Raw genomic sequence first — 20,785 nt, 5'->3', positions numbered from 1 at the left:
AATGCAAGCTGTGGTGTCGCGATCAGGAAAGCTGGCCGATCAGGTCCGGGCGGAAGCCCGACCAATGCGACTCACCGGCGATCACGACCGGAGCCTGACGATAGCCCAGGCCGGACACATGCGCATAGGCATCTTCGTCCTGGGTCAGATCGACGATATCGAATTCAAGGCCACGCGCCTGCAGGGCACGGGTGGTTGCGGTGCACTGAACGCAGGCCGGTTTGCTGTATACTGTGATGCTCATTCGGTTCCCTCATTCCTGTATTTGGCGCGAGGCATGAATATCACGGCAGGTCAAACGCATAGCTTACCTGTCCGCGTACCGCATGGCCCCGGCATCTTGGTTTTAAACGCCCCGATAATCGTATGACGCGAACCGTGCGAATGGGGCTTGCCGTCCCTTCTTGTCGCACATCCATGCCGAATCCCTGTCATCAGAGCCTGATCATCTTGTGGTGAATCGAGGGGCTCTGTCAACATTTTGTGTGAGGCTTCTGCCAACTATCTAGGGGTTGACAGAATCGCGGCTTTATGGGGCGATCCGGGCGTATTCGATAAAAATGCTTTGATGCCCAGTACATGCTGGATATATGCGCTGTCCGGACGGCTCTGGCGCGGTCTCAGCCTGCGCCGACGACAACTCTGCCGTGCTCTTGGCGCAACGGTACAGGATCAAGCCCACATGCCGCCGGGCCGCCGCATGGCTCTCCTGTAAGGGCATCGAACTGCGCCTGATGAGAGGTGCAGATCAGCCGCGCTCCATCCGCCGAAAGCAGCTGGTCGCCTTTATAGTCCAGAGGCAGGAACTGATGCGGGCAGAGATTGACGAAGCCGCGCAAACCTGCCTCATCGTTCACCACCAGCAGCGGAAAACCGTTGAGGTCGAGGGCTTTGACGCCCTCGACCTCGGCCAGATCGCAGACAACCGTATCCGGTGCCGGAGCGGTCGAGATATCCCGCCAGCTCATTCAGCCGGTTCGGATTTCAGCACGCCACGGCGCATCTGATCTTCCTCGATCGATTCGAACAGGGCGCGGAAATTACCCTCACCGAAACCGTCATCGCCCTTGCGCTGTATGAACTCGAAGAAAATCGGGCCGATCACGGTTTTCGAGAAGATCTGCAACAGGATCCGCGTCGTGCCGCCATCCACCACGCCTTCGCCATCGATGAGGATGCCGTGTTTCTTCATCTTCTCCAGCGGTTCTTCATGGTCGGTGACGCGTTTCCGGGACATTTCATAGTAAACATCCGGCGGGCCGGGCATGAATTCCAGCCCTTTTTCGGCAATCGCATCGGTCGAGGCATAGATATCCTCGGTCGCGACGGCGATATGCTGGATGCCCTCGCCCTTATATTCGTTCAGATATTCCTCGATCTGGCTGTGCTCATCGGCGGATTCGTTGATCGGGATGCGGATCTTGCCATCCGGAGAGGTCAGTGCACGGCTGAACAGCCCGGTCTGCTTGCCCTTGATGTCGAAATAGCGGATCTCGCGGAAGTTAAAGGTTTGATTATAAAAGCGATACCAGGTGTCCATATTCCCGCGCACGACATTATGCGTGAGGTGGTCGATATAGTAGAAGCCGACGCCTTCAGGGCGCGGGTCCTTTTCTGCCAGCCACTCATATTCCGCATCCCAGGCGCTGCCGGTCTCGTCATATTTGTCGATGAAATACAGCAGGCTGCCGCCGATCCCCAGCACTGCCGGGAAATTCAGCACCTTACCGGGGCCGGTATATTCCTCGGCGCCCAACTCCACGGCGCGTTTCAGCGCGTGCTGCGAATCCACGACGCGCCAGCCCATTGCGGGGGCGCAGGGGCCGTGATCGGCGATGAACTGGCTGGCATGGCTGTCCGGTTCGGCGTTCAGCACATAGTTGATGCCGCCCTGACGATAGAGCGTGACGTTCTTCGTCTTGTGCTTCGCCACCGGAACGAACCCCATCCTGCGGAAAAGCTGATTCAGCTCTTCAGGGTTGGGATGGGCGAATTCGACGAATTCGAAACCGTCCGTACCGGCGGGATTCGCCTTGCTGATTTCGGCCTTGGGTGCGTCATGCGGGAAAGGTCCCATAATCTCCTCCTGTGCGCTTTTCCGCATTATGCGCCGATTCCGATACAAGAAGCTTGTAACTGTAACTGATTTTGGCAAAAACAATGCATGTTTCACGCATGAAGTAAGGATACATGACCGAAATCACGCATGACAGCTTTGATCGCGCGATTCTTGCCGCATTGCAGCGCGATGGGGCGATGACCAATGCGCAACTGTCAGAGGTGGTGCATCTATCGCCGTCGCAATGTTCCCGCAGGCGGGCGGCATTGGAGAAATCGGGCGCTATTCGCGGCTATACGGCGCGGCTGGATGGCAGGGTGCTCGGCTTCGGGATCCGGGCCTTCGCGCGGGTGAATCTGCGCAGCCACGGCGCTGCGGGCGACAAGGATTTCGCCAGCTTCGCCGCCGCGCAACCAGAGGTAAGAGCCGCGCATTCCGTCTCGGGCGATGCGGATTATGTGCTTGAGCTTCAGCTTCGCGATCTGGATGCGCTTGCCGATTTCATCCATGAGCGCTTGTTGCAGCACAGCCAGGTGACTCAGGTCCGCTCGGAAATCGTGCTGAAATCGGCCAAGCAGGATGGCGGTCTGCCGATCTAGGCGGCATGTCGGGCTTTGTCGTGGGCGGCGTGTTCAGCCTGACCGGATCAGAGCAGATCCAGAATAAGCTTGAGCGCCAGCCCGGTCGAGGTCACCACAAGCAGCGGCTTGATCAGCCGCGCTCCGATCCGCATCGCCAGTTTTGACCCGACCCACGCCCCGGCAATCTGCGCGGCCCCCATTGCCAGCCCGGTGATCCAGAGCGGCTTGCCGACAAGTGCAAAGGCGATCAGCCCGCCAAGATTTGACGCGAAGTTCAGAAGCTTCGTATGTGCGGTTGCCCGAAGGATTCCGTATCCGGCAAGCATCACGAAACCCAGCATGAAAAACGCGCCCGTCCCCGGTCCCAGCAAACCGTCATAGAACCCGATCAGAGGCACGACGAACGCGGTGAACTGAAGCGGCGTGATCCGCGCGGTCCTGTCCGCGTCGGACAGCCCCGGCTTCAGCGCGAAGAAAGCCGCGATGCCGATCAGCAGCACCGGCAGGACATAGCGCAGTGCTTCGGTCGGGATCATCGTGACGCAGAAAGCGCCAAGCAGACCGGCGGTGAACGAGACCAGAGCCGCGCCGGTCTGACGGCGCAGATTGACATGGCCTGACATGGCATAGCTGGCCGCAGCCGTCGCCGCGCCGAACACGCCCTGCACCTTGTTTGTCGCCAGAGCCTGAGCAGGCGGCAGCCCCGCCAGCATCAGGGCGGGCACGGTGATCAGCCCGCCTCCGCCCGCAATGGCGTCGATGAACCCGGCCGCAAACGCAGCGGTGATAAGCATCAGGACAAGATCGGTGGCGATTTCGAACATTTCGCCTTGATCCTTTCGCAGGGCGGCAATGTAAATGGGCAAAAAGCGGAGGCTATGATGTTGCTGGACAGGATCGGTATGCGCGTGCCTGTGGTGCAGGCTCCGATGGCGGGCATCACCACGCCCGCCCTTGCGGCAGAGGTGGCGAAAGCGGGCGGACTCGGCTCGCTTGGCGTGGCGGCGATGGATGCCGCGAAAGCGGGCGAAGAGATAAGGCAGGTCAGGGCGCGGACGGATGCCCGGTTCAATGTCAATGTCTTCTGCCACCGGCCTCCGATGCGCGATCCCGTCAAAGAGCAGGCATGGCTCGATGCGCTGTCCGGGGATTTCGCGCGTTTCGGTGCAGAGCCGCCAGACGCGCTTGCCGACAGCTACAGATCGTTTCAGACCGATGATGAGATGCTGCGCATGCTCATCCGGGAAAAACCCGGCGTGGTCAGCTTCCATTTCGGCTTGCCTGAGCCCGATCAGATCGCCGCCTTGCGGGACAGCGGGGCCGTGCTTCTGGGCAGCGCCACCAGCCTTGGCGATGCGCTGAAGATTAGGGAAGCGGGTCTCGACGGGGTCGTCGCGCAAGGCTGGCAGGCCGGAGGGCATCGCGGAATTTTCGATGAAAACCGCCCGGATGAGCGGCTTGGGACCCTGGACCTACTGGCGGCGCTGAAACATCTTGGCCTGCCTCTGATCGCGGCGGGCGGGATCATGGCGCGAGAGGACGTGCAGACAGCGTTGCAGGCGGGCGCGGTGGCGGCGCAGTGCGGAACGGCTTTCCTTGTCGCCGATGAGGCGGGAACCTCGGCACCGCATCGCGCGGCACTTGCAACAGGGAAAACCCACATGACGCGGGCGATTTCTGGCAGACCGGCGCGGGGAGTGGAAAATCTGATCAGCACCCGCGATGACAGTGCCGCGCCAGATTATCCGTTGCCCTATTCGGCGCTGAAAGCGCTGCATGCGGTCGCTTCGAAGGGCGGAGAAAGCGGCTATGGTCCGTTCTGGGCCGGAACGGAATGCGCAAGGGCGCAACCCGGAAGCGCTGCCCAGATCCTTGCCCGGCTGACGCCTTAAGCGGGGTCCGGAACCGGCGCCCACATCACCGCCTCGATCGAGGGGGCCGAGGTTGCCAGCATCACCAGCCGGTCAAAGCCAAGCGCTATCCCCGAGGCGTCCGGGACCAGAGGCAGGGCCGACAGGAAATCCTCGTCCAGCGGATAGGGATCGCCATAGATCCGCGCCCGTTCCTCCATATCGGCGCGAAAGCGGCGGCGCTGCTCGACCGGGTCGGTCAGTTCGCCGAAACCATTCGCCAGCTCGACCCCACAGGCGTAAAGCTCGAACCGTTCCGAGACGCGCGGATCATCGGCGGCGCGGCGGGCAAGGGCTGCCTCGGGCACGGGGTAGCGGTCCAGTATGGTCGCACGGCCATGCCCCAGATGAGGCTCGATCCTTTCGGACAGGACGCGGGAAAACAGATCCGACCAGCTTTCACCGGGCGCGAAAGAGATATCCGCAGATCTCATCTGACGCGCCAGCCCATCGCGATCCACCGCGCCGTCATCTGAAATCGTCGCCAGCAGGTCGATCCCGGCATGGGCCGTGAACGCATCCGCGACGCTTATCCTGTCGGGCGCGGCGAATGGATCGCAGACCGCATCGCGGAACCGCAATGTATCCGCCCCGGCAGCCTCGGCGGCAAGCCGCAGGAAATCGGAACAATCCTCCATCAGCGCTGTGTAATCCTGTCCGACGCGATACCATTCCAGCATGGTGAATTCGGGATGATGCAGCGCCCCGCGCTCGCGATTGCGCCAGACATGGGAAAACGCGGCGATCCGTTGCTCGCCCGCCGCAAGCAGCTTTTTCATGGCGAATTCCGGAGAGGTATGCAGATACATATCGCGCCCGATCCCGTCATTCCCGATCATCGAGGTCGCAAAGCCGTGCAGATGGGTCTCATTCCCCGGGCTGATCGCAAGTGCCGCCGGGTCGACCTCGGTAAACCCGTGATCGTCCAGCCACAGCCTGATTGCCCGCTGAATACGGTTCCGGGCCAGAAGGGCCGGGCGGCGGTCGGTGTGGCGGTGGGGCTGCCACCATTGGCTGTCGGTCATGGTTTCACTGGCAATAGGAGTGGCGTTGGGTTAGGGACTCGGCCAATTCGCATATGCGCAAGCCAAAAAACTCGCAAGGAAACCGCAGATGAAAGTCATCGCATCCAGTCTTCGCAAAGGCAATGTCGTCGAGATCGACGAGAAGCTGTACGTCGTGCTCAAGGCCGAAAACTTCCACCCGGGCAAGGGAACGCCCACAACCAGCGTCGATATGCGCCGGATTTCGGACGGAACCAAGGTGACCGAGCGCTGGAAGACCACGGATCAGGTCGAAAAGGCGCATGTGGACGAACGCAGCTATGACTATCTGTATAATGACGGCGAAGGCTATCACTTCATGGAGCCGGAAAGCTATGAGCAGGTGACGGCCCCGGAGGACGTGATCGGCGATCAGGCGGTCTATCTTCAGGAAGGAATGCGGGTGTTCCTGCAGGTCTTCAACGGCGCACCCATCGCGATGGAACTGCCGCAGAAAATGACCGTCGAAGTGACCGAGACCGAGCCGGTCGTGAAGGGGCAGACGGCGTCGTCTTCCTATAAGCCCGCGCAGGTGGATAATGGTCTGCGCGTGATGGTGCCGCCGCATATCGGTGCAGGCACGCGGATCGTGATCAACACGGCCGATAATACCTATGTGGAACGCGCGAAGGATTAAGGTTTTCGCGCCTCGGATGCGACAGGGCGGCCTTGGTGCCGCCCTTTTTCATGCCGTGGGCCGCATGCCGTCACATGCTGGCGAACTCATCCCGACCGTAACCCTGAATATACAGAAGCGCGGTCAGATCCGCATGGTCGATCCGTATCCCGGCCTGAGCCGCGACTACCGGCTTTGCATGCAGAGCGACCCCCGATCCGGCAAGTTGCAGCATTCCAAGATCATTCGCCCCGTCGCCAACCGCGATTGCCTCTTGCGGGGTCAGGCCGTGAGCGGCGGTGATTTCGTGCAGCGCGTCGATCTTGGCTTCGCGGCCCAGAACCGGCAGAGCGACATGGCCGGTCAACACCCCATCATCGGCCAGAAGCGTATTGGCGCGATGCTCATCGAAACCAAGCATTTCCGCAACCGGCCCGGTGAAAGAGGTGAACCCGCCTGAGACAAGCGCCGTATAGGCACCCTGTTCCCGCATCGTCGCAATCAGTTCGCGCCCGCCCGGCGCAAGCGTGATGCGTTGCTCCAGAACCCTGCCGATCACATCCTCGGACAGCCCGGCAAGCAGGCCGACGCGCTCGATCAGGGCTTCGTGGAAATTCAGCTCTCCGTTCATGGCGCGGGCAGTGATGTCGGCGACGCGCTCTCCCACGCCAGCCTCAGCGGCCAGTTCGTCGATGCATTCCTGCTGGATCATGGTCGAATCCATATCCGCCAGCAGCACTGCCTTGCGGCGGCCCTGTGTCGGCTGGATCACCAGATCGAAGCCGGCCATCCGCGTATCCTCGGCGATGCGCAGCGCATCCTCCGGCAGCCGGTTCGCGGGAAATTCGGCGGCCAGTTTGTCTGCCAGCCAGATCGCATTGCCGCCATCGAAAAGATGCCGCAACGCATCCACGCGCTCGCTATCGAGATTGGCGCGATACGGCGCGGCGAGGATGGTAATCATGTGCATGGCAAGCCTCATATGGCGTTCGGTTTCAGGTAGCGCATCGGGCCTTCTGATACCAGCCGGGAACCGCCGGGCGTGCTTTGCGTTGACCGCCGAAGCAATCATCAAAGGATAAGCCAATGGCTTTGTGGGATTTTGTCAAGGATGCAGGGAAATCCGTCCTCGGTTCGGCGGAAGCGGCAGAGGTGAAGGACCCCGGCCCGGACGCCGAAAAGGCCGATACCGACCGCAAGGTCGCGGCGATGAAGGCAGAGCTGAAAGAGCTGGGTCTTGATGCGGATGATGTCAAGCTGACCCTGCGCAGCGACAAGGAGACCGTGAAGATCGAGTCGAAAGGCGCAGACCGCGAAACGATGGAAAAGCTGGTCGTCGCCATCGGCAATATCAAAGGTATCGCCAAGGTTGAAGCGGATATGCCCGAGGCTGAAAAGACAGCGACGGTCAGCAGCAAGTCGTCCGAACCGGTTTTCCACACCGTCAAATCCGGAGAGACCCTTTCGGCCATTGCCAAGCAGTATCTGGGCGATGCCAATCGCTATAACGATATCTTCGAGGCAAACCGCCCGATGCTGTCCGACCCGAACAAGATCTATCCCGGTCAGACCCTGCGTATCCCCGGCTGAGGCCGGTCTGCGACAGGACGCAGCGGCACTGACGCTGCGTCCTTGAATGCTGCCCTCCCGTCAGGGTTGCCCTGCCGCTATCTTATGCCCCATTCTGTGCGCCGGGCCGTATCGGTCCGGAATGGGAAAAATGGGGGGAGCCATGAGTCGTTTCAGCTCGATTGCCGACCGTAATCTGGTCGAGCAGGAGATGCCGTATGAAAAGCGGGACGTTGCCAGCACAGTCTATCAGATGCTGTCCCGCACGGCAGAGCGGTTTCCCGGGCGGCCTGCGATCTCTTTCCAGCTTCTCTCGGGACCAAGGGATTACGCGACGACGCTGAGTTGGGCCGATTTGCTGGAGCGCGTCACCGAAACCGCCAATCTCTTCCGCAAGCTGGGTGTAGGGCCGCAAGATACCGTTGCCTATCTTCTGCCGAACAGCATCGAAACGCCTGTCGTGCTGCTGGCCGGGATGACGGCGGGGATTGTCAGCCCGATCAACCCTCTGCTGGAGGCGGATCATATCGCAGGCATTCTGAAAGCCACCAATGCCAAGGTGCTGGTGACGCTGAAATCCTTCCCCAAATCCGATATCGCCCAGAAAGCCGCCGAAGCCGTCGCGCAAGCGCCCTGTGTCGAGCATGTCCTTGAAATCGACCTGAACCGGCATCTGACCGGCCTGAAGAAGTTCATCGTTCCTCTGGCGCGTCCGAAGGTTCCCACCCGGCACCATGCCGAAATCCATAATTTCGAGGCCGCTGCTTCCTCTGAAAACCACAACCGGCTGGATTTCGACGATCCAGCGCAGGACCGCGTTGCGGCCTATTTCCACACTGGCGGCACCACCGGCCTGCCAAAAGTGGCGCAGCATAAATATTCGGGGATGATCTATAACGGTTTTCTGGGTGCCTCGCTGCTGTTCGACGAACATGACGTGCTGATCTGCCCGCTGCCGTTGTTCCACGTCTTCGCCGCCTATCCGATCCTGATGAGCTGCGTCGCTTCGGGTGCGCATATGGTGATGCCGACGCCTGCCGGATATCGTGGCGATGGTGTGTTCGACAATTTCTGGAAACTGATCGAGCGTTGGCAGGTCACGTTCCTGATCACTGTCCCGACGGCGATTTCCGCGCTGATGCAAAGGCCGGTCGACGCGGATGTATCTTCTCTGCGGACGGCGATTTCGGGATCGGCGGCGCTGCCGATCGAGCTTTATAACCGCTTCAAGGCCGCCACCGGGGTTGAGATCGCAGAGGGTTATGGCCTGACCGAGGCCACCTGTCTGGTGTCCTGCAACCCGGTCGATGGGCTGAAAAAGGTCGGCTCGGTCGGTATTCCACTGCCATATTCCCATGTGCGGATTCTGAACCGGCGCGACGATGCGTTTGTCGAATGCGCCACTGACGAGGTTGGCGAGATCTGCGTGGCGAGCCCCGGCGTCTTTGAAGGCTCGACCTATACCGAGTCTGACAAGAACCGCGATCTTTTTGCCGAGGGCCGTTTTCTGCGGACCGGCGATCTTGGGCGGATCGATCCGGATGGCTATCTGTGGATCACCGGCCGGGCGAAGGATCTGATCATCCGGGGCGGGCATAATCTCGACCCGGCAGAAATCGAGGACGCGCTTCTCTCTCATCCCGATGTTGCTTTTGCCGGGGCCATCGGCCAGCCGGATGCGCGTGCCGGAGAACTTCCCTGCGCCTATGTCGAACTTGTCGAGGGCGGCAAGGTGACGGATGCCGAGCTTCTCGAACATGCCCGCAGCCGTATCCACGAACGTGCCGCCGTACCGAAGCACTTGGAAATCCTGCCCGAGTTGCCGAAAACGGCGGTCGGCAAGATCTTCAAGCCGGATCTGCGCAAGCTTGCGATAAAGCGTGTTTATGATGCCGCCCTTGAAGGAACCGGGGCAAGCGTCGCCGAGGTGTTCGAGGATAAAAAGCGCGGTCTGGTCGTGAAAATCACCCGTGACGGCACTGTCGATGAGGAAGCGGTCAGCCATATACTCGGTGCGTTCACCCGTCCCTGGGAGTGGGTCTGACCGGCCTGCGCGAAGTGATGGCCTGACTGTCCTGAGTGAACCGCACGGCATCATCTTTTCGGCGCGCTGCCGTGACCGCTGGCACGGTGCTCCAGCAGTACCGCTGACATATCGTCGCATTGCTCGCCATTGCTGTGGCTCAGCACTGCACCGACCATCGTTTCCAGCAGATCGACGCCGTAGGTGTTTCGGTCTGCGGAAAGGATGGCGGACAGCCCTTCCGTGCCCAGTGCCTGCCCCGCCCGGTCCGTCACGTCCGACAGCCCGTCCGAGGCGATCAGAAGCCGCTCACCCGGCTTAAGCTTCAGCGAAATTTCGTCATATGTCGCGTGTTCCATGACGCCGACCGGCAATCCGCCTTTGCCGATTTGCTCAACACTGCCATCCACACGCTGAAGCAGGGGGTAGGGGTGGCCTGCCTGAACCAGGCAGACCTCCCATGTGATCTGATCGACAATCGCAAAGACCATCGTGAAATAATTATCGGTCTGAAGATCGGTCAGCAGCAAATGGTTCAGATATCGCGCAAGTGCAGCCGGGGGGCGCGAATCGTAAAGTCCGAACTCATTGATGAACAGCGCCGCGTTCTGATCGACGGATGAGGAAAACTGCGTTGCCAGCCGCGCCGTCAGCAAGGCCGCCGTCACGCCGTGGCCTGATACGTCGATTGAAAACACCCCAAATCGTCGCGCATTGATGGCGAAACTGCCCGTAAGATCGCCGCCAACATGCCCGGCGGGACGCAGTATATTGGACACAGCGAAATCACCGAACCGCTCTTGCCGGTTGCCGATGAGGCCCTGCTGAAGGCGACGCGCCTCTGTCAGGTCGCGATCCATCGAGGCCTGTGCGCTGCGAAGCTGGGACAGGGTCTCGGTCAGTTTCGCATTGGCCCGGCGGGCATCGTCCTGAAGGCGCAGGATCCGTTCCCCGGCCCGCAGGCGGGCCAGAAGTTCCGCCGCGGCGATGGGCTTGGTTAAGAAATCATCCGCGCCGCTTTCCAGTCCGAAGGCGATATCGGCAGGATCGGCTTTCGAGGTGATCAGGATGAAATAGATATAGTCGCGCCAGTGCCGGGACCTGATTTCCCGGCACAGATCCGGCCCGGTCATCCCTGCCATGACCCAATCCGACAGGATCACATCCGGCCGCTGCGTCCGGCATATCTCAAGCGCGGCATCGCCGCTTTCCGCTTCCAGCACCTCATACCCGGCGCGATTGAGGTGGATGGACAGCATCATCCGCTGAGCGCGGCTGTCATCCACGACCAGAACCCGGCGGGCGCTGACGGGGACCAGAGAATCGGCTGTGCTGATCGGATTCGTTTTCATGGGCTTCGGCTTAGCGGAGAAAGCCTAACCCGATGTGAATTGCCGGCTGGATCTTCTGTCAGAAAAAGGAAACGGGCCGCGCCAGAGGCAGCGGCCCGCGAGATCCTCGGAGATGGTCCGGTTAGGGATCGAAGATCCGTCCGTCCCAGTCAGAGTTCTGTAACCTGGGGTTTGCCCTCAGGCCGCGGCCCCCCTGACTGTCCCGACACCTCTCTCCAATATCACTCTCGACACTGGACCACCTCCTTTCAAATGTTGCCACGTATCGCCAGCCTGCCACAGGCTGTGGATAAGTCAACTCAAAATGAGGGTTGCCGACGCAAGATGCTGTGTACGATCAGCCTGAACGGCACCAAAGACAGAAGAGCCAGTAACAATTTCATGATCCAGTCCGCCACTGCAAGCGAGGCCCAGACCGGAGCCACCGGACCGGTCCCCAGAAGCGGGATCATTTCATTCGCCCAGGAGACATCTTCAGCCGGATGAATGAAGCTGAGCTGAGCGGCGAATGCGATTGAGAAGAACAGCGCCGTATCCAGCGCCGACCCGACGAAAGAGGACAAGGCTGGCGCTGTCCACCAGCCGCCCCGGTTACGCATTGCGTTGAAGACGGTGATATCCAGCAATTGCGCCAGCAGGAAGGCCGCGCCTGAGGCAATGGCAATACGCAGCGTGGTCTTGTCCAGCCCGGCGGCAATCAGCGAACAGATTACGCCGATCACGAAACCGACCAGTACAACGCGCCGCGCCGCAGCCGGGCCATAGACGCGATTCATCACATCCGTCACCAGAAAGGCGAAGGGATAAGAAATCGCACCCCAGGTCACCCAGGCACCGAGATGGTATTGAACAAGGATATTCGAGGCCACCACGACGATGGCCATGGCGATTACGCCGGGAAGGAAGCGGGTCATGTATTTTCCGTTTTACAAGGTGGCGGAACAACTCGGTCCCATAGCCGGGACATCGCGGCGATAGGGCAGCGCGGCTGCGAAGTCAACGCCGCGGAATCGTCGCTGCGTCCGGGTCACGCTGCGGCTTCCGCCATTTCAATGGCGAAACGTCCGACCATCCCTTCAGGCGCCGTGTTGGTCAGGGCGAGCATGCTGCGCCCGTTTTTCGGACCTATCGGCCATGTGAGCGCACGGCGAAAAACGATCCTGCCGCCTCCCAAAGCGTTGTCGACTGCCTTGTTCAATCGCGTATCAATATCGGATGAGTTCCGGCTTAACCGAACAACATCAATTTCCCACTAAAATTATTTAGAAAAAATATAGAATTACAGATTTTATCTGTTAGTAATGCTTCATGATAGAAGCTCGTATTCTTGCAGGCCTGCCTGTTTTTCGCGCTGTCGCGGTGCATGGCGGCTTTACCGCTGCTGCGGGACGGTTGGGTGTGACGCCGTCTGCTGTCTCACAATCGATACGCGTCCTGGAGGAGCATCTGGGGGTGCGGCTTTTCGCCCGGACCAGCCGCTCGCTGAGGCTGACCGAGGCCGGAACGCGTCTTTTGGCCGATATCGACGCGCCGCTGTCGCGTCTGTCTCAGGCGACGCAGGCCTTGCGCGACAGCGAGGGGCAGTCTGAAGGTCCGCTGCGGGTCTCTCTTTCCCGGCTGGCGCTGGAGATCTGCATCATGCCGCAGCTTGCGCAGTTCATTCAGGCCAATCCGGCGATCCAGCTTGAGCTGAGTACGGATGACCGACTGACCGATATCGTGAAAGGCGGGTTCGATGCCGGGATCCGGCTGCGCGAGTCGCTGGAAGGAGACATGATCTCGCTTCCCTTCGGCCCGCCATTGCGCAGGGTGCTGTTGGCCAGCCCGGATTATCTTGCCCGCCACGGGACCCCGGCAGTCCCGGCGGATCTGATCGGCCACCGCATTCAGCGATACCGTTTCCCCGGAAGCCAGAGACTGGAACCGCTGCAGTTCCGCGACGGCGATCAGCGGCTGGAGCTTGATCCTCCGGCGGCGATCAGTCTGGACGATATCCGGGGGATCGGGATGGCGGTGCGCTCGGGTCAGGTGATCGCGCAAAGCTTTCATGCCATCGAGGAGGACGCGATAAACGAGGGCAGGCTGGTCGAGCTGCTGCCGAAATACGAACCCGCCCCGGTCCAGTTCCATATCTATTACCCGTCGCGGATTTTGCAGACGGCGCGTCTCAGGACATTTCTGGACTGGTTTGCGAGAGGGCGCAGAAGTTAGTTCAGAATCCGGTACTCGACCAGTTCCGTGCGCTGAATAGCAAGGAAATTATCGTCCGAGATCATGGTGATCCGGATGCCCTGCCCATCATCCCAGACCGAGATGCCTTCGAGATTGTCATATTGCAGCGTGTTGCTTTCCAGGATCGGCTCTTCGTCTGAAAAACCGTCATCCGAGAATGTGAAACGCCGGACGCGGGACTGAAAACCAAGCAGGCCGCGAAAATTGCGTTCCAGCAGATAGAACTTGCCGTCAGGCCCGATATCGGCGCCGACAGCCTGCCATTTCTCGGATCCGGGCAGCGAAAATGGCTGATCCCAGCTTCCATTCGCATAGCGCCAGACCGGGAAGCTTGTCTGCTCGCCAATGGCGTATTCCGGAAGCGTCAGCAGGGTGCCGTCCGCTGTAATGGCAAGCGCCTCGAAACCCTCATTGGTGGGGATCGACTGCCACGCATCCGGGATATCGATCCGCGTTGCCGGCCTGTCGACATCGTCATAGCGGGCAACGCGGTCCAGCCCTTCGAAACTGACCCAGATCGTGCCGTCCGGGGCGATGGCCAGACCTTCACTGTCGCCAAGCCGTCCGGGGAGAAGCGCGGTTCCGGCGCTGTCCTGAAGATGTGCGCGGCCCGCCATGCGCATATTGCGGATACGGCCCGAGCTGTCGCGCTCGATCATGCCCCACCGGATGCGGGCGCGGTCTGAGATGACATGGAAGGAATTGCCGTCATCGGCGATTTCGATGCCCGAAAACCCGCCGAAATCATCTTCCGACAGAGACCAGACAAATGTTCCGATATATTCGACACTGGCTGCCGCGAAAGACGGGGAGGCCAGTATCGATATCAGGAAGGGAAGGATCAGCGTGCGGTAGCGACGGCCTGGCATTGCCTCGGCATCTCACTTAACCGGAAGCTGCGGGGATGGCGGTAATTCGGGTTCGGCGTCCCCTTCGGTCGGGTCGAGGGGTTTGCGCGATAGGCCAGCTCCTGCCGGGCCGAACCGCAGCCATTATCATTGCCCGAAAGCGCAGCCACAGGGGCCGCGGGGTTCTGGCAGCCGGGGCTTCCCGCCGGGCAGTTCAGACGGACATGGAAATGATAATCATGGTTCGGAGTCGGACGCAGCTTTTGCAGCCAGCTTCCCCGGTCGCCATTGGCGTCGCACATTGCAACCTTGATCGCGGCATCCAGAAAGATGCGGTCGACGCGCGGATCCATCGCCGCCGACTGGATGATGGCGGCGTGCGAAGGGGTCCAGTTGCCGTTGACGCTCAGCCCGTTCGACGAGACCACGGTGATCGAAGAGATATTCTCACGCTGCTCGCGCGAGAGGGACAGGGATGAGGGCGGCAACATCCAGATATCCGCATCCAGTCCAAGTTGGTGGCTGGCATGACCGCTGAGCATCGGGCCGCCGCGCATCTGGCTCATATCGCCGATATAGAGGCCGCGGAAACCCATTTTCGTTGCGGCTTCGGACAGGCCGATCACGAAATTCACCATCTCGGGATGGGCCCAGTTGCGGTTGCGCGACAGGCGCATGGCCTGCCATGTCGGGCCGGTTTCGGGAAGCTGGACTGCGCCCGATACGCAGCCTTTGCTGTAACTGCCGATCGACACGCCCGGTGCAGCGGTCGGACCGGGGACATGGCCGAAAACGTCTTTTGCCAAAGGATCGGCCAGTCCGGGCGTTGCAAGCCCCAGGACGGCGGCCGCCGTCAGGATGAATTTGCGGATCACTGCTCTGCCTCTCCGTTTTTGTTGACCCAGTTTAACAAAAACACCGCGAGAAGGAACATCACGATCAGCGGAGAGATGCCAATTCTCTGATTGCCGGTCAGATCGGTCACAAGGGCGATCAGGAAGGGGGCAAGAAAGGCAGTCGCCTTGCCTGACAGCGCATAAAGGCCGAAGATCTCGGTCGCCCGCTCGGCCGAGGTGTGCCGCACGGTCAATGTGCGCGACGCGGCCTGCATCGCGCCTCCTGCACCGCCGATCACCGTACCGCAAAGAAAGAAGATCGCGTCGGGCAGTTTCGAACCCTCGGGCAGGGGGATGCCGAAAATGGCGCTGCGATCCATTGAGACAATGACGATGCAAACGACTGTCAGCGCGATAATGGCGGCGATCACCACGGGTTTGGGACCCCATTTCTGATCCGCCCGGCCACCAAGCCATGAAATGAAGATCGCCGCGATTACGGTGACAATTCCGAAAATACCCGAGAGAATGACCGGCCACCCCAGCATGGTCCCGGCATAGACGCCTCCGAACCCGTATAACCCGTTCAGCGCGTCACGCGACAGCATCGAAGAGATCAGCCATGTCAGAAGGCTGCGCCGGTGCCGCAGGCTGCGCAGCAAGGCCATAAGATCCCGTGCCGCTGCAAGCGGATGGAACGGCTTGCCCTGACCCTGCGGCTCCCTGACCCACAGGAAGAACGGGATCATGAACAGAGCGAACCATAAAGCGGTGAACGGGCCGACAAAGCGGGTGCCCTGACGCAGTTCGGGATCAAGCCCGAAAAGCGGGCGGAGGCCGATCAGTGTCGTTCCGCTGCTGCTTTCGGCGAAAAACAGAAGCATGATAGCAAGGGACACCAGCCCTCCGAGATATCCGAAGGCGAAGCCGGTGCCCGAGATCCGGCCGGTTTCCTCGCGCGGGGCTAATCCCGGCAGCATTGCGTTCGTGAAGATCGTCGCCAGTTCCACCCCGGCCAATCCAAGCCCGAACAGGGCGACGGAAAGAACCAGCCTTGGATCTTCGGGAGACAGTAGCCACAGCCCGGATGCGCTGACGACGATCACGCCCGAGAAGAACCAGACCCAGGGCATACGGCGTCCGGTACTGTCCGCCACCGTCCCCAGAATGGGGGCGAGAATGGCAATCGCCGCACCGCCGATCGCCAGCCCGTATCCCCAGAGCGACTGCGCCGCTGCCCCGGCCTGTGCAGCGTCCATGCCTTGCGCAACATAGCTGTTTCGCGCGATCTCGGCGTAATAGATCGAGAAGATGAACGAGACCAGAAGCGTATGGTAAGGCTGGCACGCCCAGTCGAAGAACCACCAGCCCCAGATGCGTTTACGGTTCATTCGGCGCCCCTTCTGCGTCTTCAGCCGAAATAAGGCCAAATAGGTCGCTTTTGGCAACCTTCTTTTCCGCAAACCGGGTAACAGACCGTAAATATCGACGCCGAAGCGCAGGCGGAAAGCTCAGCTTTCGTCTATCGCCCGGCGGGCATCATCGGGAATGACCGGAGGCCAGGGGCGCTGCGCGTCGGCCTCGATCCATGCCTTCACCCAGTCCGGCAACTCCGGGCTTTCGATGTCATGGCCCATTGCCGCTACGACCTCAGAAGGCGATACGATCCCTTTTCCCGCCGTGCAGGCGCTGCGCAGCAGCATATGGTTGCAGCATTCCCGGTTCCGCCACATCGACTGCTCCATATAGATGAAGCGATGATCCCATCCGATCACCCGGCTGATCATGCTAAAGCGATGAAACGCACGGATCCTGCGGCGATACCGGACCGAGTTACCGGCGACGGTGATGCTCCATTTCCGCGCACGCATCGTCTCGACAAGTCCGGCACGCGCGGCCATCGGCAGGCGTCCCAGATCGTAAAGCGTCAGGGTCCGCCCGTTATTCAGCTCGATCCAGGGGTCGAGATCCCACGGCCAGCACATATGGGTCGAGATATGGCTGTCCAGAAGTCCCAGCTTCGGCGCGTTGCGGAATTTCAGCAATTCCTTGGTGAATCTGATCAACGGATACATGGTCGGACCTCCTGACATGACAGGCGGTATCAGAGCGGCGGTCAGCGTCAATGTGAACGTCGCGCAACCTTGCACACGGTCCGCGCCTGTCATAGGTCAGTGGCGTGAATGACAGGGGAAATGGCTATGGCGATGAATGAGACGCCGCGGGTCGGCCTGATTGGCTGGCGGGGCATGGTAGGTTCGGTTCTGATGGACCGGATGACAGCCGAGGGCGATTTCGACAAGATCGAGCCGGTTTTCTTCTCGACCTCGAATGCCGGGGGCAAAGCCCCGCTAGGCGATGCGCCGCTGGCCGATGCCTATGATCTGCAGGCGCTGAAAAGCTGTGAGGCGATCCTGACCTGTCAGGGGGGCGATTATACCACGGAAATGCATGGCAAGCTGCGGGCCGAGGGCTGGAACGGCCACTGGATCGACGCGGCATCGACCCTGCGGATGAAGGACGATGCGCTGATCGTGCTGGACCCGGTCAACCGTCCGCAGATCGACGCGGCGATGGCGGCGGGCAACCGCAACTGGGTTGGCGGGAACTGCACTGTCTCGTGCATGCTGATGGGCGTTGGCGCGTTGTTCAAGGCCGGACTGGTCGAATGGATGTCGACCCAGACCTATCAGGCAGCCTCGGGCGGCGGTGCCAAGCATATGCGCGAATTGCTGACCCAGTTCGGCACGCTGAATGCCGAAGTGCGTGATCTGCTGGACGACCCGAAATCGGCGATCCTCGAAATCGACCGCAAACTGCTTGTGCGCCAGCAGGCTATGCTGGGCAGCGATGAGGCGGCGCAGTTCGGCGCGGTTCTTGGCGGTTCGGTCATTCCGTGGATTGACGCGGATCTGGGCAACGGAGTGTCCAAGGAAGAATGGAAGGGCATGGCCGAGACAAACAAGATCCTCGGCCGGGGTCCCGATGCGCTTGGCGGCTCGGATGAGCGTGCGATCCCGGTTGACGGGTTCTGTGTGCGGATCGGCGCGATGCGCTGCCATTCCCAGGCGCTGACCTTCAAGCTGAAAGGCGATGTGCCGGTGGGTGAGATCGAGGCGCTGATCGAACATGACAACCCGTGGTCGAAAGTCGTCCCGAACGAAAAAGAGGCGACGATGCGTGATCTGACCCCGGTTGCGGTGACGGGCACCATGACTATTCCCGTGGGGCGCATCCGCAAGCTGGCAATGGGTCCCGAATATGTCGGGGCGTTCACAATCGGCGACCAGCTTCTATGGGGCGCGGCCGAGCCGCTGCGCCGCATGCTGCGCATTCTGATCGAGGGCTGAACGAATGGTAACACTCTATCAAACGATTGATCTGGTCCTCAGCGTGGTCTGGTTCCTGATGATCGCCCATATCATCATGTCCTGGCTGATTAATTTCCAGGTGCTGAACCTGCGCCAGCCGATGGTGGCGACGGTCTGGGACGGGCTGAACCGCCTGCTGGAGCCGATCTATACCCCGATCCGCCGGATTTTGCCGAATACGGGCGGGCTGGATCTGGCCCCTCTGGTCGTGTTCGTCATCATCATCGTGCTCCGCATGGCGCTTCAGAATAACGCCGGCTTCTTCTACGGTTACTGATGCCGACCGACCTGCTGAGAAAGGTCTGGGGTTTCGACGATTTTCGCCCCGGTCAGCAGGATATCGTCGAAGCGGTCGCTGCCGGTCAGGATGTGCTGGCGATCATGCCGACGGGTGGCGGTAAGTCGCTGTGCTATCAGCTTCCGGCCCTGATGCGGGAAGGTGTCACGGTGGTGATCTCTCCACTGATCGCGCTGATGCGGGATCAGGTGCGGGCCCTGCGTGAGGCAGGTGTCGCGGCAGGTGCGCTGACCTCGGGCAATACCGAAGCGGAAACCGATGAGGTCTTCGCTGCGCTGCGCGACGGCCAGATCAAGATGCTGTATATGGCCCCCGAGCGTCTGGCCTCTGGCGGCACTTTGCCCCTTCTGCGGCGTGCGGGCGTCACGGCTATCGCCGTAGACGAGGCGCATTGCGTCAGCCAGTGGGGCCATGATTTTCGCCCGGATTACCTGCGCATCGGCGAACTGAAACGCGCCCTCAAAGTGCCGCTTTCGGCCTTTACGGCGACGGCGGATGCCGAAACCCGCGCGGAAATCGTGACCCGGCTTTTTGCCGGAGCGGACCCCGTTACCTTTCTTCGTGGCTTCGACCGCCCGAATATCCATCTGGCATTCCAGCCCAAGAACCAGCCCCGCCGGCAGATCATGGATTTCGTCGCCGCTCGTCCGGGTCAGTCCGGTATCGTCTATTGTGGGTCCCGCGCCAAGACCGAGACGCTCGCCAACGCCCTGAACGCGGCAGGCCATCCGGCCCTGCATTATCACGGCGGAATGGAGGCCGAGGCCCGCCGCGAGGCCGAGGCACGGTTTCAGCGTGAAGACGGCCTCATCGTCGCCGCCACGGTCGCCTTTGGCATGGGCATCGACAAGCCCGATATACGTTGGGTCGCTCATGCCGATCTGCCCAAATCAATCGAGGCCTATTATCAGGAAATCGGCCGCGCAGGCCGTGACGGCGAACCTGCCGAGACGCTGACCCTCTACGGTCCCAATGATATCCGCATGCGCCGCGCCCAGATCGATGAGGGGCTTGCGGAAAACGACCGCAAGAATGCCGATCACACAAGGCTGAACGCGCTGCTCGGGCTGGCTGAAGCGGAGTCATGCCGCCGGGTGAAGCTGTTGGCCTATTTCGGCGACGAGGCCGGGCCTTGCGGCAACTGCGATCTGTGCCAGACCCCGCCGGAGATTTTCGACGCGACCAGACCGGTGCAAATGGCGCTTTCAGCCATGCTGCGTACCGGAGAATGGTTCGGCGCGGGACATATTATCGACGTGCTGACCGGCAATGAAACCGACAAGATCCGGCAGCGCGGTCACAGCACCCTGCCGACTTTCGGCGTCGGCACGGACTGGTCGCGCCCGCAGTGGCAGGCGATCATCCGTCAGATGATGGGCCGCGATCTGTGCCGGCCCGATCCCGCGCGTCACGGTGCCCTGCATATCACCGAAACCGCCCATCCGATCCTGCGCGGCGAGGCGCGGATCACTCTGCGCGAAGACAGCATCAAACGCGCCAAACCCGCCTTTACTCCGAAGATGCAGGTCTCCGAGGCAGACGCACCGCTGTTTTCCGCCCTCAAGGCCAAACGCCGTGCTCTGGCCGAGGCGCAGCGCGTTCCTGCCTATGTGATCTTCCCCGACCGAACTTTGCAGGAAATGGCCGGGCGCCGCCCGCAAAGCCTCGATGAAATGGCCCGGATCAACGGCGTAGGCGCGAAAAAGCTGGAAAGCTATGGCGAGGCCTTTCTGCATGTCATTGCCGGTGAAACCGCACCGATGCATCCGCAGCGCCGCGCATTGGCGGGGCGCTCTGCCGGAACGCTATTCGACCGCCTTGCCGAGACCCAGATGCGGCTGGCGCGGGGCGAGGACGGGACCGGGAAACCGCTCAGTTGCTCGACCAGCCAGCTTCGCCGCATCGCCGAATCGCGCCCCTCCAGCCGCGAGGCGCTGTCGCGAATGCTGGACGATGCCAGGCTGGACCGCTTCGCCGAGGCGTTTCTCAGCGATATCGCGTCACTCTGACCCTTGCCGCCCCGCGTGCATCGGCTAGGCTCCGGGCG

Annotated in this window: 22 protein-coding genes; 9 read left to right on the top strand and 13 right to left on the bottom strand. The window is 61.1% G+C overall.

The genetic code is table 11. The annotated features are described in order from the left end of the window. Positions 1 to 22: 22 nt before the first annotated feature. From nrdH to hppD, 3 genes are all read right to left on the bottom strand, one after another. Entirely contained in the window at positions 23 to 244 is a 222-nt protein-coding gene (gene nrdH / locus PAE61_RS15520) for a glutaredoxin-like protein NrdH (RefSeq protein WP_271113251.1), read from the bottom strand. Between the two features lie 376 nt (positions 245 to 620). Then, a complete protein-coding gene (locus tag PAE61_RS15515) occupies positions 621 to 968 on the bottom strand; it encodes a Rieske (2Fe-2S) protein (RefSeq protein ID WP_271113250.1) in 348 nt (115 codons plus the stop codon). Further along, the gene (gene hppD, locus PAE61_RS15510) at positions 965 to 2,077 is read right to left on the bottom strand and encodes a 4-hydroxyphenylpyruvate dioxygenase (protein ID WP_271113249.1); all 1,113 of its coding nucleotides are present in this window, start codon (positions 2,075 to 2,077) and stop codon (positions 965 to 967) included. Before hppD ends, PAE61_RS15515 begins: the two co-directional genes overlap by 4 nt. Positions 2,078 to 2,190: 113 nt before the next feature. On the opposite strand from hppD, the gene PAE61_RS15505 reads away from it, so the two are divergent. Continuing rightward, positions 2,191 to 2,658, top strand: coding sequence for an Lrp/AsnC family transcriptional regulator (locus PAE61_RS15505; protein ID WP_271113248.1), 468 nt, complete (start codon positions 2,191 to 2,193; stop codon positions 2,656 to 2,658). A 47-nt stretch (positions 2,659 to 2,705) separates the two neighbouring features. Here PAE61_RS15505 and PAE61_RS15500 read toward each other — a convergent pair whose 3' ends face one another. After that, on the bottom strand, positions 2,706 to 3,464 hold the full coding sequence (locus PAE61_RS15500; RefSeq protein WP_271113247.1) for a TSUP family transporter: 759 nt from the start codon (positions 3,462 to 3,464) through the stop codon (positions 2,706 to 2,708). A gap of 57 nt (positions 3,465 to 3,521) precedes the next feature. Between PAE61_RS15500 and PAE61_RS15495 the strand changes: the two genes are divergently transcribed. Next, positions 3,522 to 4,532 (top strand): NAD(P)H-dependent flavin oxidoreductase, encoded by a 1,011-nt coding sequence (locus PAE61_RS15495; protein WP_353620364.1) that lies wholly within the window; start codon positions 3,522 to 3,524, stop codon positions 4,530 to 4,532. On the opposite strand, the gene epmA is transcribed toward PAE61_RS15495, so the two are convergent. After that, positions 4,529 to 5,575 carry an EF-P lysine aminoacylase EpmA gene (gene epmA, locus PAE61_RS15490; protein ID WP_271113245.1) on the bottom strand — a complete coding sequence of 349 codons (1,047 nt, stop codon included), beginning with the start codon at positions 5,573 to 5,575 and terminating at the stop codon, positions 4,529 to 4,531. The two genes, PAE61_RS15495 and epmA, sit on opposite strands and share 4 nt — an antisense overlap. Before the next feature lie 88 nt (positions 5,576 to 5,663). Here epmA and efp point away from each other — a divergent pair, with 88 nt between their 5' ends. After that, positions 5,664 to 6,230, top strand: a complete 567-nt coding sequence (gene efp, locus PAE61_RS15485; RefSeq protein WP_271113244.1) for an elongation factor P — start codon at positions 5,664 to 5,666, stop codon at positions 6,228 to 6,230. Positions 6,231 to 6,300: 70 nt separating this feature from the next. Here the strand turns inward: efp and serB are convergent, their stop codons facing one another. Continuing rightward, on the bottom strand, positions 6,301 to 7,179 hold the full coding sequence (gene serB, locus PAE61_RS15480; protein ID WP_271113243.1) for a phosphoserine phosphatase SerB: 879 nt from the start codon (positions 7,177 to 7,179) through the stop codon (positions 6,301 to 6,303). Between the two features lie 116 nt (positions 7,180 to 7,295). Between serB and lysM the strand changes: the two genes are divergently transcribed. Further along, a complete protein-coding gene (lysM, locus tag PAE61_RS15475; RefSeq protein ID WP_271113242.1) occupies positions 7,296 to 7,799 on the top strand; it encodes a peptidoglycan-binding protein LysM in 504 nt (167 codons plus the stop codon). Positions 7,800 to 7,941: 142 nt separating this feature from the next. After that, positions 7,942 to 9,822 (top strand): acyl-CoA synthetase, encoded by a 1,881-nt coding sequence (locus PAE61_RS15470; protein WP_271113241.1) that lies wholly within the window; start codon positions 7,942 to 7,944, stop codon positions 9,820 to 9,822. Between the two features lie 50 nt (positions 9,823 to 9,872). Here the strand turns inward: PAE61_RS15470 and PAE61_RS15465 are convergent, their stop codons facing one another. From PAE61_RS15465 to PAE61_RS15455, 3 genes are all read right to left on the bottom strand, one after another. Next, positions 9,873 to 11,153, bottom strand: coding sequence for a PP2C family protein-serine/threonine phosphatase (locus PAE61_RS15465; protein WP_271113240.1), 1,281 nt, complete (start codon positions 11,151 to 11,153; stop codon positions 9,873 to 9,875). 299 nt (positions 11,154 to 11,452) lie between these two features. Beyond that, positions 11,453 to 12,067 (bottom strand): queuosine precursor transporter, encoded by a 615-nt coding sequence (locus PAE61_RS15460; protein WP_271113239.1) that lies wholly within the window; start codon positions 12,065 to 12,067, stop codon positions 11,453 to 11,455. Between the two features lie 113 nt (positions 12,068 to 12,180). After that, entirely contained in the window at positions 12,181 to 12,351 is a 171-nt protein-coding gene (locus PAE61_RS15455) for a hypothetical protein (protein WP_271113238.1), read from the bottom strand. A gap of 110 nt (positions 12,352 to 12,461) precedes the next feature. Here PAE61_RS15455 and PAE61_RS15450 point away from each other — a divergent pair, with 110 nt between their 5' ends. After that, on the top strand, positions 12,462 to 13,364 hold the full coding sequence (locus tag PAE61_RS15450) for a LysR substrate-binding domain-containing protein (RefSeq protein ID WP_271113237.1): 903 nt from the start codon (positions 12,462 to 12,464) through the stop codon (positions 13,362 to 13,364). On the opposite strand, the gene PAE61_RS15445 is transcribed toward PAE61_RS15450, so the two are convergent. The 4 genes from PAE61_RS15445 to PAE61_RS15430 all read right to left on the bottom strand — a co-directional run bounded on the left by PAE61_RS15445 (position 13,361) and on the right by PAE61_RS15430 (position 17,144). Continuing rightward, entirely contained in the window at positions 13,361 to 14,254 is an 894-nt protein-coding gene (locus tag PAE61_RS15445; RefSeq protein ID WP_271113236.1) for an esterase-like activity of phytase family protein, read from the bottom strand. The two genes, PAE61_RS15450 and PAE61_RS15445, sit on opposite strands and share 4 nt — an antisense overlap. Continuing rightward, the gene (gene mepA, locus PAE61_RS15440; RefSeq protein WP_271113235.1) at positions 14,227 to 15,108 is read right to left on the bottom strand and encodes a penicillin-insensitive murein endopeptidase; all 882 of its coding nucleotides are present in this window, start codon (positions 15,106 to 15,108) and stop codon (positions 14,227 to 14,229) included. The genes PAE61_RS15445 and mepA overlap by 28 nt, the downstream gene beginning before the upstream one ends. Continuing rightward, a complete protein-coding gene (locus PAE61_RS15435) occupies positions 15,105 to 16,460 on the bottom strand; it encodes an MFS transporter (protein ID WP_271113234.1) in 1,356 nt (451 codons plus the stop codon). The genes mepA and PAE61_RS15435 overlap by 4 nt, the downstream gene beginning before the upstream one ends. 120 nt (positions 16,461 to 16,580) lie before the next feature. Beyond that, positions 16,581 to 17,144, bottom strand: a complete 564-nt coding sequence (locus PAE61_RS15430) for an acyl-CoA thioesterase (RefSeq protein ID WP_271113233.1) — start codon at positions 17,142 to 17,144, stop codon at positions 16,581 to 16,583. Positions 17,145 to 17,270: 126 nt separating this feature from the next. On the opposite strand from PAE61_RS15430, the gene asd reads away from it, so the two are divergent. From asd to recQ, 3 genes are read left to right on the top strand one after another with little or no spacing between them, the layout of a single operon-like run. Further along, the gene (asd, locus tag PAE61_RS15425) at positions 17,271 to 18,419 is read left to right on the top strand and encodes an aspartate-semialdehyde dehydrogenase (protein WP_271113232.1); all 1,149 of its coding nucleotides are present in this window, start codon (positions 17,271 to 17,273) and stop codon (positions 18,417 to 18,419) included. 4 nt (positions 18,420 to 18,423) lie between these two features. Next, the gene (locus PAE61_RS15420) at positions 18,424 to 18,717 is read left to right on the top strand and encodes a YggT family protein (protein ID WP_271113231.1); all 294 of its coding nucleotides are present in this window, start codon (positions 18,424 to 18,426) and stop codon (positions 18,715 to 18,717) included. Then, positions 18,717 to 20,747 (top strand): DNA helicase RecQ, encoded by a 2,031-nt coding sequence (gene recQ, locus PAE61_RS15415; protein WP_271113230.1) that lies wholly within the window; start codon positions 18,717 to 18,719, stop codon positions 20,745 to 20,747. Before PAE61_RS15420 ends, recQ begins: the two co-directional genes overlap by 1 nt. The last annotated feature ends 38 nt before the right edge of the window (positions 20,748 to 20,785 follow it).

Source organism: Paracoccus aerodenitrificans, from assembly GCF_027913215.1.
In the GTDB taxonomy this organism is placed as follows: Bacteria; Pseudomonadota; Alphaproteobacteria; order Rhodobacterales; family Rhodobacteraceae; genus Paracoccus; species Paracoccus aerodenitrificans.
This window is presented reverse-complemented; position numbering and strand designations above follow the sequence as displayed.

Bases quoted from the DNA above. Each gene is read 5' to 3' on its own strand.
- nrdH (WP_271113251.1), bottom strand. From the start codon at position 244: ATGAGCATCACAGTATACAGCAAACCGGCCTGCGTTCAGTGCACCGCA.
- PAE61_RS15515 (WP_271113250.1), bottom strand. From the start codon at position 968: ATGAGCTGGCGGGATATCTCGACCGCTCCGGCACCGGATACGGTTGTC.
- hppD (WP_271113249.1), bottom strand. From the start codon at position 2,077: ATGGGACCTTTCCCGCATGACGCACCCAAGGCCGAAATCAGCAAGGCG.
- PAE61_RS15505 (WP_271113248.1), top strand. From the start codon at position 2,191: ATGACCGAAATCACGCATGACAGCTTTGATCGCGCGATTCTTGCCGCA.
- PAE61_RS15500 (WP_271113247.1), bottom strand. From the start codon at position 3,464: ATGTTCGAAATCGCCACCGATCTTGTCCTGATGCTTATCACCGCTGCG.
- PAE61_RS15495 (WP_353620364.1), top strand. From the start codon at position 3,522: ATGTTGCTGGACAGGATCGGTATGCGCGTGCCTGTGGTGCAGGCTCCG.
- epmA (WP_271113245.1), bottom strand. From the start codon at position 5,575: ATGACCGACAGCCAATGGTGGCAGCCCCACCGCCACACCGACCGCCGC.
- efp (WP_271113244.1), top strand. From the start codon at position 5,664: ATGAAAGTCATCGCATCCAGTCTTCGCAAAGGCAATGTCGTCGAGATC.
- serB (WP_271113243.1), bottom strand. From the start codon at position 7,179: ATGCACATGATTACCATCCTCGCCGCGCCGTATCGCGCCAATCTCGAT.
- lysM (WP_271113242.1), top strand. From the start codon at position 7,296: ATGGCTTTGTGGGATTTTGTCAAGGATGCAGGGAAATCCGTCCTCGGT.
- PAE61_RS15470 (WP_271113241.1), top strand. From the start codon at position 7,942: ATGAGTCGTTTCAGCTCGATTGCCGACCGTAATCTGGTCGAGCAGGAG.
- PAE61_RS15465 (WP_271113240.1), bottom strand. From the start codon at position 11,153: ATGAAAACGAATCCGATCAGCACAGCCGATTCTCTGGTCCCCGTCAGC.
- PAE61_RS15460 (WP_271113239.1), bottom strand. From the start codon at position 12,067: ATGACCCGCTTCCTTCCCGGCGTAATCGCCATGGCCATCGTCGTGGTG.
- PAE61_RS15450 (WP_271113237.1), top strand. From the start codon at position 12,462: ATGATAGAAGCTCGTATTCTTGCAGGCCTGCCTGTTTTTCGCGCTGTC.
- PAE61_RS15445 (WP_271113236.1), bottom strand. From the start codon at position 14,254: ATGCCAGGCCGTCGCTACCGCACGCTGATCCTTCCCTTCCTGATATCG.
- PAE61_RS15435 (WP_271113234.1), bottom strand. From the start codon at position 16,460: ATGAACCGTAAACGCATCTGGGGCTGGTGGTTCTTCGACTGGGCGTGC.
- PAE61_RS15430 (WP_271113233.1), bottom strand. From the start codon at position 17,144: ATGTATCCGTTGATCAGATTCACCAAGGAATTGCTGAAATTCCGCAAC.
- asd (WP_271113232.1), top strand. From the start codon at position 17,271: ATGGCGATGAATGAGACGCCGCGGGTCGGCCTGATTGGCTGGCGGGGC.
- PAE61_RS15420 (WP_271113231.1), top strand. From the start codon at position 18,424: ATGGTAACACTCTATCAAACGATTGATCTGGTCCTCAGCGTGGTCTGG.
- recQ (WP_271113230.1), top strand. From the start codon at position 18,717: ATGCCGACCGACCTGCTGAGAAAGGTCTGGGGTTTCGACGATTTTCGC.